This is a genomic window from Serratia sp. AKBS12, assembly GCF_024793895.1.
Taxonomy (GTDB): Bacteria; Pseudomonadota; Gammaproteobacteria; order Enterobacterales; family Enterobacteriaceae; genus Serratia_F.
The window spans coordinates 286,069-298,139 of sequence record NZ_JANUSB010000007.1 but is presented as its reverse complement, the minus strand read 5'-3'; the positions used below and the strand labels follow the sequence as shown (position 1 = coordinate 298,139).

Genomic DNA, 12,071 nt, shown 5'->3' with positions numbered 1-12,071 from the left:
AATATTGCTGACAATACGTGACCAAGGCGCAGGATGATAGGGAATTTGTGCGCTTGGGAAAAGGCGCGATCCAAAAGATCCGGGGGCGCTTCTCCTGCCACACGACAAAACGCAGCAGGAGAAGAGTATACCAAAAAAATTTTATTGTGGTGTAAATCGGCGTAAATGTTGCACCGTCGCCAGCCAGGCGGCGATCCAGCCAATCATGGCCGCGACAATCAACAGCAGCAGCGCTTCGTCCCAACCAAGGCCGTGCAGCGTGAAGGTCGTACCGAATACCTTCGCTACCCCGGTAACCACTGACTCCAGTTTCCACACCAGCGCACCGGACAACAGCAGCGAGAATAGCGCACCAAAGAAACCAAGCATCGCGCCACCGTTAAGGAACGGCCGCAGGATGAACCCATCGGTGGCGCCGATCAGCTTCATCACATTGATGGTATCGCGACGGCTGAAAATGCTCAGACGCACGCTGTTGCCGATTACCAGGAACACCGCCACCACCATCAGAATGCCGATAATCGCCGCGACCTGCCCAACCAGCCCGGTCAACGCCGCCAGACGGGCGAACCAGCTGTCGTCCATCCGTACTTCATCTACCCCCTGCACCGCCGCCACCCGGTCACGCAGTGTATTTAGCGTGTCGGAACTCTGGAAGCTCATCTTCGGCGTGATAATCGCCACCGCCGGTAACGGGTTTTCCTCCAGCATATCGAGCGCGCCGCCAAAGCCGGACCAGTTGCGGAATTCACCGCGCGCTTCTTCGCGCGACAGGTAATTGACCTTTTCGACGCCCGCCTCGGCCTTGATGGCCTCCAGCACCTTGAGCGCCGCGTCATCGTCGAGCGACTTGTCGAGATATACCGTCAGTTGCGGTGTCGGATACCACTGCGTGGCAGCGGTACTGACGTTCTTCCAGACGATATAGCACACGCTCGGCAACGTCAGAGAGATGGCTATCACCATCACCGTCAGCAACGTCGCCAGCGGTTGGCGCAGCATGTCCTTGATGGCGTTCATCCAGGCATAGCGCCATTGTTCACGCCAGCCGCCGCGCAGCGCCTTGCTCTTGGCGGTTTTTGCGTTATTCGCCATGATGCGCTCCTCCTGCCATACGGCCCTGGCTGAGCGTCAGGATGCGGTAATTGCGCCGAGCGATCAGCCCGGTATCGTGCGTTGCCATCAGCACCGTTACTCCAACGCGGTTAAACTCTTCGAACAGGCGTAGAATGCCTTCGGACAGCGCATCGTCCAGGTTGCCGGTTGGCTCATCCGCCAACAGTACCGCAGGTTTGTTCACTACCGCGCGCGCAATGCCGACACGTTGTTGTTCACCACCGGACAGCTGGATCGGAAAGTTCTTCGCTTTGTCCAACAGCCCGACCTTGTCCAGCGCAGCCGATACGCGACGACGGATATCCTCGGTGCTGGCACCGGAGATGATCAGCGGCATGGCCACGTTGTCGTAGACCGTACGATCCAGCAGCAGATGGTGATCCTGGAAAATCATGCCGATCTGACGACGCAGAAACGGCACCTCACTGTTCTTCAACCGGCTGATGTCGTGGCCGCCAAACCAGATATGGCCGGCACTTGGCCGTTCGATACCACAAATCAGTTTCAGCAGGGTACTTTTACCCGCGCCGGAATGGCCGGTCAGGAAAGCCATTTCTGCCGGACGCAGATGAAAATCAACGCCCTGTAGCGCTTGTCGTCCGCCCAGATAAGCTTTACTGACCTGTTCAAAGCGAATCATCCGTATTAATCCTCTCGGGCAAAAAGTGCCTCAATAAAATCGTCGGCCTTGAAGGGCCGCAAATCTTCGATGCCTTCACCGACACCGATATAACGAATCGGAATGCCAAACTGATCGGCAATGGCGAAGATCACCCCGCCCTTGGCGGTACCATCCAGTTTAGTCAGAGTGATGCCGGTTAAGCCCACGGCTTCATTAAATAATTTTGCCTGGCTGACCGCATTCTGACCGGTGCTGGCGTCCAGCGTCAGCATAACCTCATGGGGGGCATGCTCGTCCAGTTTTTTCATGACTCGGACGATCTTCTTCAGTTCCTCCATCAGGTGCGCTTTATTTTGCAAACGCCCAGCGGTGTCGGCGATCAAGACATCCACGCCACGCGCTTTGGCAGCCTGCACCGCGTCAAAAATCACCGAAGCGGAATCGGCACCGGTATGCTGCGCCACCACCGGGATACGATTACGTTCCCCCCACACCTGTAGCTGTTCGACCGCCGCGGCGCGGAAGGTGTCGCCTGCCGCCAGCATCACCGACTTGCCTTCTGCCTGGAACTGGCGCGCCAACTTACCGATGGTGGTAGTTTTGCCAACGCCGTTAACGCCAACCATAAGAATGACATAGGGTGTTTTTCCACTGACATCCAGCGGTTGATCCACTTTGGCCAGGATTTCAGACATTTCCTCCTTCAGCTTGCCGTAGAGCGCTTCGGCGTCTTTCAGTTGCTTGCGGCTGGCATGCAGCGTGAGGGATTCGATGATTTTACGCGTGGTTTCGACGCCAACGTCGGCAATCAGCAGCTGTTCTTCGAGTTCCTCGAACAGATCGTCGTCGATCTTCTTGCCACGGAACAAACCGACAAAACCGGAACCGAGGTTCTGTTTGGTCTTGATCAGGCTGCGCTTCAGGCGGGCGAAGAAACCTTCCTTGCTAGGCCGTTCCTGTTCCTGGGTTACCGCCGGTGCCGAGAGCTCTTCAGCGGCTTCAGACGCCGGAGCGCTGACGATAGGCGCTAACGCAACGCTGGCCGGCAACGGTTGATCTTCCGGCTCGGATGGCAGGACCGATTCTGGCTCGGGCTGTGCAACGTGCGGCTCCGGTTGTTGAGCGACGGTCTGGACCGGTTCCGGGGTCGAAACCGGCGCGGGTTCCTGCACAGGTTCCGGCTGTGGCTGTGGTGCCGGCTCTGACTCTGGTTCTGGTTCTGGCTCAGGTTCCGGCTGTGGTTCCGGCTCTTCTACCGGCGGCTGTTCAACCTCTGGTGCCGGTTCTTTAACCGGCACAATGCGTTCTGGTTCCGGCTCGGCGTATGGCTCAGGCATCGTGTCTGCCTGTGGCTCGGCGTCGACCAGCGCTTCGGACGACTGTTCTGCCGCTACCTGTTCCGTGACGGCAACGACCTCGTCAGCCAACCGTTCAGCCGACGCCGTGCGTTCGACGATGCCCGGCACGTTTTCTGCGATCTGTTCCCCGTTGAGGCTGCCGTCCCATTCTCCTGGGGTATCGACCGAGGCGGCCGGCTCAGATTCCTGCGCAGGGAGCTTGTCATCCAGCGTGGGGGCCACCGGCTCGGCCGGCGTCGCTACCGCCTGCTGTTCAGCCTGTTCGGCTGACGGTTCAGGTTGTTGCTGTTGTTCTTCCTTCTGGCCAAAGCCCAGCCAGGAGAAAAACCCACGTTTCTTATCTTTTGCCATGTTGTGACCTTGCTCCGTAGCGATGGCTAATAACGAAAATATTTTAACCCCCGAGTCTACCACTTTCCCTCGCGTAGCAACACGCATCCGGCTTGGGAAATCAGGTAACAACGTTTTCGCTTTTCCCGCGGCGCCTATGCCCGGTAGAATAGCGGCAACTTTTCGTTAACTCCGCAACACATTAAGATTCTTATGGCAAAATTTTCGCCGCGAGCGCCGGTTAAAAAACCGCAGACGGCTGCGGCCGGGCAAATCCGCATTATCGGCGGCCAATGGCGCGGACGTAAACTGCCGGTGCCGAACAGCCCCGGCCTACGCCCGACCACCGATCGGGTGCGCGAAACGCTGTTCAACTGGCTGGCGCCGGTGATTCAGGGCGCACGCTGTCTGGATTGCTTTGCCGGCAGTGGGGCATTGGGGCTGGAAGCGCTGTCGCGCTACGCCGACAGCGTCACGCTGCTGGAGTTCGAGCGCCCGGTGGCACGGCAGCTGGAGCAAAATCTGGCGCTGCTGAAAGGTAACGGTCTGGTGGTGAACACCAACGCGCTTAGCTGGTTGGCCGGCAAGGCCGAACCTTACCGGGTGGTATTCCTCGATCCGCCGTTCCGTAAAGGGCTGCTGGCGCAGACCATTACCTTATTGGAGCAGCAAGGCTGGTTGGCCGATGAGGCCTGGATCTACGTGGAAGCCGAAGCGGAAAGCGCCGCCACCGACGTGCCTGCCAACTGGTCGCTGCACCGTGAAAAAGTCGCCGGTCAGGTGGCCTATCGTCTTTATATTCGTTCTGGCAAAGAGAAAACCGACAATGCTGATTAATCTGGGCCGCCTGCTGATGCTGTGCGTATGGGGCTTTCTGCTCACCAACCTGTTCCACCCGTTCCCCAAACCACTGAAGTACTTTATCGACGTCGCGCTGTTCTTTATGGTGGTGATGCACGGGCTGCAACTGGTGCTGTTGAAATCAACCCAGCCGAAAGATCGGCCCATCAGCAAATGGCAGGAAACCAAGATCTTTATCTTCGGGGTGTTTGAACTGCTGGACTGGCAGAAGAAGCAACCGCCAATCAACAAAAAATAACCCTCACCGGCTATGGGCGTTCGGCGGTAAACGACACAAAGCGCGTACCCTGCATTTTCAGGCTACCCTGCGCGCCCTGCTCTATCTGTTCATACTGCGGCTGTTTCACACGCACCACGATATTCTCACCGCCCCGCTGCGGCCGGAACGTAATTTCGTAACGCATGGCCTCATTAACGATATGCTCGCGCTGGCGCGAGCGGTTGTTACTGGCCGGAAAGGCCCGTTTCTCGCTGACGATAACCTGCGTGCTGCGCACCGGCGCACGGTCATTTTCCGCTTCCTGCTTGCGCTGGCTGAAATAACGCTGCGTCGCCAGCACAACGATCAACGCCAGTACCGCTATAAACAACATTGGGGGTTTATTCATCTGGTGGTATTCCCTTTGGTTGAACGCTATAAAGCCAGAGCTTTCCCCTGCCACTGTACAGGATAAACCTGGGGATAACCCAACGGCATTATACCAGGAGGTTGGCTGCGCATTATGCCGATCGGATTATTTTGCCTAACCGCCGACGGATATATCTTTGCTAACCGCCGCGCCTTTTTCCCTGGTGTCAATTGCTGGCTATTGCCGCCGAACGGCGGCCACCAGGGGGAATGTTAATTAAATGTATAGCCATGGTTATAAATAAAGGCAAACCGAACTGGCGCGCAGCGCCATGGTGAATAATCTCTGCAGATGCAATAGCCGGTTGATGGCGGAATTAAAACTTATTGCTCTACGTCACCTTTTTTGATTTAAATTAAATTAACTTTTTTATCAGGTGTGTTAGGATTATTGTTATCTTCTAGGCGAGGCAATAATATACCAGAGAAATACACCTTTACCAACGCCACGTTGTTTAATGTCAGTCAAGCGGAATTTATTATCATGAAATTTACCGCAGATAAGAAAATAATCTTATCTCTGCCGGCAAATGCAGGTCTTATCGTCCTTTTAAAACAGCAAGGAAAGGTTTTGTTGCAGAAGATATCATTAGCGCGCAAACGGAAAACACAGCCGAATGGAAGCGTGCCAAACGGCATTGATTGGGCGGGATGGACATTACGCCACCCAGATTACAGCTTAGTGTCTGGCGAGGGTGCAGCGATGCCCGTATCACGCCACACCGGGCCATCGCTGGCGATTATTGCGCGAGTATGGTCAAACCATCGGGGCAAAGGCCATTATAAAAAACAAAATAAAATAATAGTCCCCCCAGGCGATTGGCAATGTCATCACCAGCACGGAGATAAAGGTCAGCAAGAAATTACCCTCAGCCTGAGGAACAAACTTTTTTCCATTAACACCAAAGCAATTGCCAACGCATCGCACCATACAGCAAAGAGTCATCGGGCATTTATCCATAGCCACCATTATTTAATTAACGGGAAGAACAATGAAAGTGATACTGCCAGCATAAATAACCAGCGCCATGTCAATGCAACATTAAGAAATGAAAGATCAATTTATTGTCGCGCTCTTGCCGAACGGCACGCTATCAAATACCCGGCCAATATCCATGGCATAAAAAATATCGTTGGTTATCTCCCTATTGGCGTTTCGCCACATTATATTAAGGGAAATAAATGAAAGGTTATATTTACGCCGCACTAAGCATAATTTTCATTGTCTTTGCTGCTTACCAACTTGGCACTTCTGCAGCTCACGCTGTACCACCACGCAACATTGACTGTACCGCCGAACTGCAAATTTACAGCGAACAGGGTTCTTTTGCTGGCGTGTGGAAATTACATGCCGCTGGTGGTAAAGGTTTTTTCCGCGTGAGCGGTCGCTATAGCCACCGCGCACAGGCCGGCGGCAATCTAAACCGTACGGTGTTTTTTGATTACACCCGTCACCAAAACATGCTCGATATCGTCTCGAAGCGGATCATACCCGCGATTACTGACAATGCGCAGGCAAGCGAACTGGTTGGCCTATTGCCCCGATTCCTTTACTCTGCTGCCACGTCCCATAGTTTTGAAATATACCAGCAGGCCAACGGGTATATCGTTACCGGCACGGTGTTGCCTTTCACCTACTGTCTACAGGCCTAGTAAATCACCTGACTCATCAGTCTCGCCGCTTTGCGCAGAAAAATGCGCATCGGCTTATACTGCCTGGCAGGCAGTGGGGTATATTAAATAGCATCTTGCTCGGAAATACTCCGAAAGACTTAGTCGGCAATGCTGGCCAGCATAAGTGAGCAAATGAACTACTCTGACCTGCTAACTATTGATTAATACATCGATATATGAGTAATGTATTCACCGTTAACATAAAAGTGCCACGATCTGGCGATCCAACCGCATCGCCTGGCGTTGCGTGGAAAACGAGGTTTACGATTCAAGTGCCGTTTTTAACCTTTGCCTGTTTGACCATAGACAGTAAGAGGTAAACGGTGAGTACAATATTGTTATCAGAAACTAAGCATTATTTATAATGCGATGATAGGCATTGTTTAAAACCATCATGAAATTACATAGGTTTGTTTTGACCACTGAACTATCACTGCAATCTATTGATGGGGTAACTCCCATTGAATTACGTTATGAAACTTGGCTGATTCATTGCTTCGATGAATACCAACATCGACGCCATGGCAAACAAACATATAAGTTAAGGTAATGAATTCGCTCTCTTGGTAAAAAAGGTAACAAATTTAAATATGAAGCACCTCTGAGCGTGATGAGCATAATTAATTGGCTTACTCTAACCAGTAAGTTATGAAATATTATTCTTTAGAATACTAAAATGCCATTCATCGGTGTACGCTAATTTTTTATTTATTAGTCGGTTTATTAAACATTAACTCAGCGCAAAGATGGTGAGTGGACAAAGCCGTATCTTCTTATAGTATGTTAGGATTTGTCTTGCCACCGCATGCAAAGGATAAGTTATGCTAGGAAAGTATATAATTAATGACCGTGTTATTTTTGATCCAGAGGAAAGAAGCCTTATTTTAACCGGGGAACATATTGGCTCAACCAGTAAGTTAATACTGCATACCCCTACCAGCCAATGCTTAGCTTTGCTTATAGAACGCCACGGCGACGTTTTATCACAGGATGAATTACTGGAACTGATCTGGCGGAAAAAAGGCGTTGTCGTTTCCTCAAGTACCGTTTACCAAAATATAAGTCTGCTGCGGCGTTCCCTCAATCAGCTTGGGCTTTATGATGATGTGATTATCACTGTGCCGCGACAGGGCGTCACCCTGTCGAGACACATTAAAATCACCCGTCTGGCAGAGCAGAACGTCGATGCCCCCCATCAGGAATTGTTACCGGCAGCCGCTTGCGATGTTGCTGCCCCAACGGGAACAACGCCCATTTTTCCCGCCAAAGGGAAGAAATGGCCACCAGGGCTGATTGCCGGCCTGAGCATGGCGTTGATTGTGCTGTGCATCGGTGCTTTTTATCTGGGCCACAATAATTCCTCTAACTATATGGATAGCTACGATCTGACGCCAACCTCTCTGAGCGATTGCCGCGTTTATGTCAACGATAATATGCCGACCGGCAGGCTCGAATACATTGTCAAAAACAGCGCCTTTGATTGTGCGACGCGGCCCTTTAATTACGTAACGGCCTTCGCCGGGGTGAATCGCTATTCAATCATTAGCTGCGTACGGGACATTGCCGGAGCACGTGCCAGCTGCCGTTCAAGCTTCTACCTGGAGGGTTCCAAATGAAAAAGGGATTGCTGGCCTGCATCGGTTTTATCCTGGTGATTATCGCCTCAATGAAATGGCAGCTTTGGGCAGGGTATGCAACAACCCCCGGGTCAAAAGAGATCGACTGCCGAGCCGTTTTAAACATTGTAACGCCCGAAAAGTTGCATTTTACCGGCGTAGTGAAGATGCATGCGGTGAACGGCAAAGGGCTGGCGTTAATCGAAGGAAGCTACCATCTGACATCCGAGGCGCCGACGGTGCTCAACAGGAAAGTATTCTTTGACTACAGCCAAAACGAAGATATGTTGAGTATGCACTCCAACAAGGTCGCCAGACTACCTTCGGACAACGCCGACGAAAGCGTACTGGCAACGCTGTTGCCAAATTTTTATTTCCGACCAGGCATTACGCATAACATCGGCCTCTATAAACAGGGAAGCGGTTATATTTTTGCCGGTACCGTCATTCCGTTTGTTTACTGCGTAAAGGGTTAGCGTGCAGCGGCGCTCTACGGCCGCCTCTATTGTTGGTGGATAGTGGGGCATTCATGCCACCACTAACGTACCCTTGATGCTAACACCTGGGCGCCCCTCTTAAGGCGTTCCCGCCTGTTTTAGCGTACGGATACGCACGGTGAATGTCAGGCAGATATCATTTTGCTGAATGGGATAATTCAATGGCCAGCGGGCATCATCTAACTGGAGCGTACGTTCGATGGCCATATTCAGCAGACGATTGCTAACCTCGACAACGCGGTCGCTGCTCCCTTTCTTGAAGTTCATTATCAAAGCACATGGCCATTTTTAATGTCACGCCATCGCTGTTTTCGGGCAGGTTCAAAAGGTATCAGAATAAGGGTACGCGTAGAGTTCGGGAAGTGTGAAGTCTCGCATACATACCAGGCGATGCCGCCGAGGCAAAAACGCGGGTCAGCGCCAACAAGGCGCTTAATGGTGCCTTTATCCTTATCAATAACGCTCTTTCGGTTGATGGTTTATCATTGATTACTATACGGAGCAATAATATTGTGTTTGCTGTAGATTTGAACCATGGTAACAAAATGACCGTTTAACTTTTTGGTGCAAAGATGGACATTACACGCGTATTATCCTTTATTACTGTTACATTCCTTTCATTGTCTGCTTCAGCAACATCGGTTCAGCCATGCCCACGGCAAGAAAACAATCCCCTTACCTCCCTTGAGGTTTATAACGGTACACCAGCAGAAATGTTCAGTCTGGCGCCTGATCCCAAAGATCAAAATAACGGTACCTGGGGCGATCTGGAGACAGTCTATCGGCAAGCAAGAAAAATCACCGTTGCCTGTGGTTATCAGAACGGCCTATTACTTAATGTTGAAATTAATAATCCGGTGACCAGCTGTAGCTCAACAGATATTCATGGGCTGAATATAACATGCCAGATGGCACCTCGCCCCCGGTCATAATATCTAATAAACGCTCAGTGATTTAATAATGATTTAAAAATTCCTGCTCAATCTTTGTAATTATGCTTGTTTGTATCCTACAACGGGGCATAAAAATGAACACACTGACAGGAAAAGTCGCCTTAGTGACCGGCGGTAGCCGCGGTATTGGTGCTGGCATCGTTCGCGCTCTGGCGGCCAATGGCGCTGACGTCGCATTTACCTATGTTACTTCGCACGAAAAAGCCGACGCACTCGCTAACGAGATACGCACAATGGGGCGTAAAGCCACTGCCATCAACGCAGACGCAGCCAATGCGGAGCAAATTATCGCAGCGGTTGAACGCACCGCATCCGAATTTGGCCGGTTGGATATTCTAGTGAATAATGCAGGTAATTTCGTTACCGGCAATGTTGAGCAACTCACCCTGGCCGATTTCGACCGCTCAATGTGCGTCAACGTTCGCGCGGTGTTCGCCGCCATTTTGCAAGCAAGCAGGCATCTACCGGAACACGGCAGGATCATCACCATTGGCAGCTGTTTGGCCTCTTACGCCGGCCGAGGCGGGATAAGCATGTATACAACCAGCAAGGCAGCACTGGTCGGTCTGACCAAAGGCGTCGCCCGCGATCTTGGCCACCGCCAGATCACCGTCAATCTGTTGCAACCAGGGTCAATCAATACCGACATGAATCCGTCAGATAGCGAGCGCGCACCTGCGGCCCTGGCCAAAATGGCGTTGCCGGCCTACGGCGAACCTGCCGATATCGCAGCGGCCGTTGTGTATCTGGCAGGAGAAGGCGGGCGTTTTGTAACTGGCGCAACGCTCGACATCGACGGCGGGATTAATGCCTGACAATGCCACTCAGGGAACCACGCGTTCCCTGAGGCGCCATGCGGCGCACGGCAATGCTCACGGCCACCAGCAACTATCTGGGCAACCATTGGTTAATCGCCGACGCTATTTCCGCTGGCCTGTCTTCTGGCGCATTATGTTTGGCCGGTCCACAGGGTATGACCTCAAGGTTGGCGATATTCGCCTGGCACCAGGCGACCATGGGCTGACCGATCGCCAAGCCGCCCGCAATGCCGTCAAACGACAGCAGAAGCTTGGGCGTATCCTTGCTGTTCACCAGCCAGCTATCGTAAAACGCCATGCGCCTGACCACATCGGCAGGCTCGCCGTCAAATGGCATTGAGCGGCCCCACTCCAGTATCGCCCGGCGGCTGTCCGCCGTTGTATAGGCCGCGGTATAGCATCGGATATCCCGCTCGGAAAGCGAGGTGAGCACCGTTGCCCGCAGCGTTTCCTCAATAAACCCATTGTTATCCAGCACAATTTTTTCGCCAAGCCCCGGCGTCTTCAGCGCCTTAAAACGTGCCGCAACCTCAGTGGGCAAGCTATCCCAGCTCATCGGCCGAATGACGGCTTCCATAAAGGCAATACCACGGACGCGCTCAGGGTGATGGGCGGCCCAGTCAAAGGCCAATGCCGCACCCCAATCGTGGCCGACCAGGATCATGTCCTCCAACCCCATGGCGTCGAACCAGGCATTCAGATAACGCGCATGATCTGAAAAATCGTAATTGACCGGTGGCTTGCCCGACTGTCCCATACCAATCAGATCCGGAGCCAAACAGCGAAACGGCCCCTCGATTGCAGGCAAGATGTTGCGCCACAAATAGGAGGATGTCGGATTCCCATGCAGAAACACCAAGGGTGTACCGACACCGTTCTCCTCATAATGTATGATTGAATCCAAAACTGAAATTGCAGGCATGGCAATGTCCTCTCGTGCTTAATAGTCAGTTGCCTGTCCAATATAAGCATAGACAGTCACCTGTCAATTAAAAGATGACATGCATGTGTCGTGTGGAACAAAGGATAAGTCAGAATGCATGACAACACCGAAACGCCGGCGCTGGGTTTTCTTCTTCGCCAGGCGCACCAGCATTGGACGCAGCAGGTAGATTCAGCCCTTGATAAGGCCGGTTATACGGATATTCGCCCTTCTCATTCCAACATTTTTGCCTTTACCCCACCAGAGGGAATTACCGTCAGCGCCTTGACCAAATTTGCCAAAGTGCGCAAACAGTCGATGACCCAAGCCGTGGAAGAATTAGAAAAGCTCGGTTACGTTGAGCGCCGCCCCGACCCAACGGACAGGCGTGCACGACTGATCTTTCTTACTCCACGAGGGCAGGGCGTGCGGCCAATTGCCATCGCAGCCGGGCAGCAGGTTCAAGCGCAATGGGCTAAAGCGATGGGTGAACAGGATATCGACGCACTGACGCTTTTACTGCAGAAACTGGTCTCAACGCTGCAAAACTAACGGCGGCTGGCGCCCAACAGGCTGCTCAATCGTTGCAACTGGCAGTCTATCATTGCCAACACGCCGTTACCGTACTCGTCCTGAAATACGCTGTCCTCCGCCAGGCCGACTCCTGGCTGCCGGC

Annotated in this window: 15 protein-coding genes; 9 read left to right on the top strand and 6 right to left on the bottom strand. The window is 52.6% G+C overall.

The genetic code is table 11. The annotated features are described in order from the left end of the window. Positions 1-141: 141 nt before the first annotated feature. Genes ftsX through ftsY form a run of 3 tightly spaced genes read right to left on the bottom strand, consistent with a single transcriptional unit; the run spans position 142 to position 3,447 of the window. Complete coding sequence (ftsX, locus tag NYE85_RS05960; RefSeq protein WP_259003703.1) at positions 142-1,095, bottom strand: permease-like cell division protein FtsX; 954 nt, start codon at positions 1,093-1,095, stop codon at positions 142-144. Then, on the bottom strand, positions 1,085-1,756 hold the full coding sequence (gene ftsE, locus NYE85_RS05955; RefSeq protein ID WP_004957531.1) for a cell division ATP-binding protein FtsE: 672 nt from the start codon (positions 1,754-1,756) through the stop codon (positions 1,085-1,087). Before ftsE ends, ftsX begins: the two co-directional genes overlap by 11 nt. 5 nt (positions 1,757-1,761) lie before the next feature. Further along, complete coding sequence (ftsY, locus tag NYE85_RS05950; protein WP_259003701.1) at positions 1,762-3,447, bottom strand: signal recognition particle-docking protein FtsY; 1,686 nt, start codon at positions 3,445-3,447, stop codon at positions 1,762-1,764. A 192-nt stretch (positions 3,448-3,639) separates the two neighbouring features. Between ftsY and rsmD the strand changes: the two genes are divergently transcribed. Continuing rightward, the gene (rsmD, locus tag NYE85_RS05945; RefSeq protein WP_259003699.1) at positions 3,640-4,263 is read left to right on the top strand and encodes a 16S rRNA (guanine(966)-N(2))-methyltransferase; all 624 of its coding nucleotides are present in this window, start codon (positions 3,640-3,642) and stop codon (positions 4,261-4,263) included. Beyond that, positions 4,253-4,525, top strand: coding sequence for a DUF1145 family protein (locus NYE85_RS05940; RefSeq protein ID WP_259003698.1), 273 nt, complete (start codon positions 4,253-4,255; stop codon positions 4,523-4,525). Before rsmD ends, NYE85_RS05940 begins: the two co-directional genes overlap by 11 nt. A gap of 10 nt (positions 4,526-4,535) precedes the next feature. Here the strand turns inward: NYE85_RS05940 and NYE85_RS05935 are convergent, their stop codons facing one another. Next, the gene (locus tag NYE85_RS05935; RefSeq protein ID WP_259003697.1) at positions 4,536-4,895 is read right to left on the bottom strand and encodes a DUF2500 domain-containing protein; all 360 of its coding nucleotides are present in this window, start codon (positions 4,893-4,895) and stop codon (positions 4,536-4,538) included. Between the two features lie 504 nt (positions 4,896-5,399). Here NYE85_RS05935 and NYE85_RS05930 point away from each other — a divergent pair. From NYE85_RS05930 to NYE85_RS05915, 4 genes are all read left to right on the top strand, one after another. Beyond that, positions 5,400-6,101, top strand: a complete 702-nt coding sequence (locus NYE85_RS05930) for a hypothetical protein (RefSeq protein ID WP_259003696.1) — start codon at positions 5,400-5,402, stop codon at positions 6,099-6,101. Next, positions 6,098-6,568, top strand: a complete 471-nt coding sequence (locus NYE85_RS05925; RefSeq protein WP_259003695.1) for a hypothetical protein — start codon at positions 6,098-6,100, stop codon at positions 6,566-6,568. The genes NYE85_RS05930 and NYE85_RS05925 overlap by 4 nt, the downstream gene beginning before the upstream one ends. A gap of 842 nt (positions 6,569-7,410) precedes the next feature. Further along, the gene (locus tag NYE85_RS05920; protein ID WP_259003693.1) at positions 7,411-8,205 is read left to right on the top strand and encodes a winged helix-turn-helix domain-containing protein; all 795 of its coding nucleotides are present in this window, start codon (positions 7,411-7,413) and stop codon (positions 8,203-8,205) included. Then, positions 8,202-8,681, top strand: coding sequence for a hypothetical protein (locus NYE85_RS05915; RefSeq protein ID WP_259003691.1), 480 nt, complete (start codon positions 8,202-8,204; stop codon positions 8,679-8,681). Before NYE85_RS05920 ends, NYE85_RS05915 begins: the two co-directional genes overlap by 4 nt. Positions 8,682-8,780: 99 nt before the next feature. Here the strand turns inward: NYE85_RS05915 and NYE85_RS05910 are convergent, their stop codons facing one another. Further along, a complete protein-coding gene (locus tag NYE85_RS05910; protein WP_259003690.1) occupies positions 8,781-8,969 on the bottom strand; it encodes a hypothetical protein in 189 nt (62 codons plus the stop codon). A gap of 305 nt (positions 8,970-9,274) precedes the next feature. Between NYE85_RS05910 and NYE85_RS05905 the strand changes: the two genes are divergently transcribed. Together NYE85_RS05905 and NYE85_RS05900 are read left to right on the top strand one after the other, a co-directional pair. Then, complete coding sequence (locus tag NYE85_RS05905; RefSeq protein ID WP_259003689.1) at positions 9,275-9,634, top strand: STY0301 family protein; 360 nt, start codon at positions 9,275-9,277, stop codon at positions 9,632-9,634. Between the two features lie 95 nt (positions 9,635-9,729). Continuing rightward, positions 9,730-10,470, top strand: coding sequence for an SDR family NAD(P)-dependent oxidoreductase (locus NYE85_RS05900; RefSeq protein ID WP_259003688.1), 741 nt, complete (start codon positions 9,730-9,732; stop codon positions 10,468-10,470). 73 nt (positions 10,471-10,543) lie between these two features. On the opposite strand, the gene NYE85_RS05895 is transcribed toward NYE85_RS05900, so the two are convergent. Next, complete coding sequence (locus NYE85_RS05895) at positions 10,544-11,395, bottom strand: haloalkane dehalogenase (RefSeq protein WP_259003686.1); 852 nt, start codon at positions 11,393-11,395, stop codon at positions 10,544-10,546. Between the two features lie 114 nt (positions 11,396-11,509). Here NYE85_RS05895 and NYE85_RS05890 point away from each other — a divergent pair, with 114 nt between their 5' ends. Continuing rightward, complete coding sequence (locus NYE85_RS05890; RefSeq protein WP_259003685.1) at positions 11,510-11,947, top strand: MarR family winged helix-turn-helix transcriptional regulator; 438 nt, start codon at positions 11,510-11,512, stop codon at positions 11,945-11,947. The last annotated feature ends 124 nt before the right edge of the window (positions 11,948-12,071 follow it).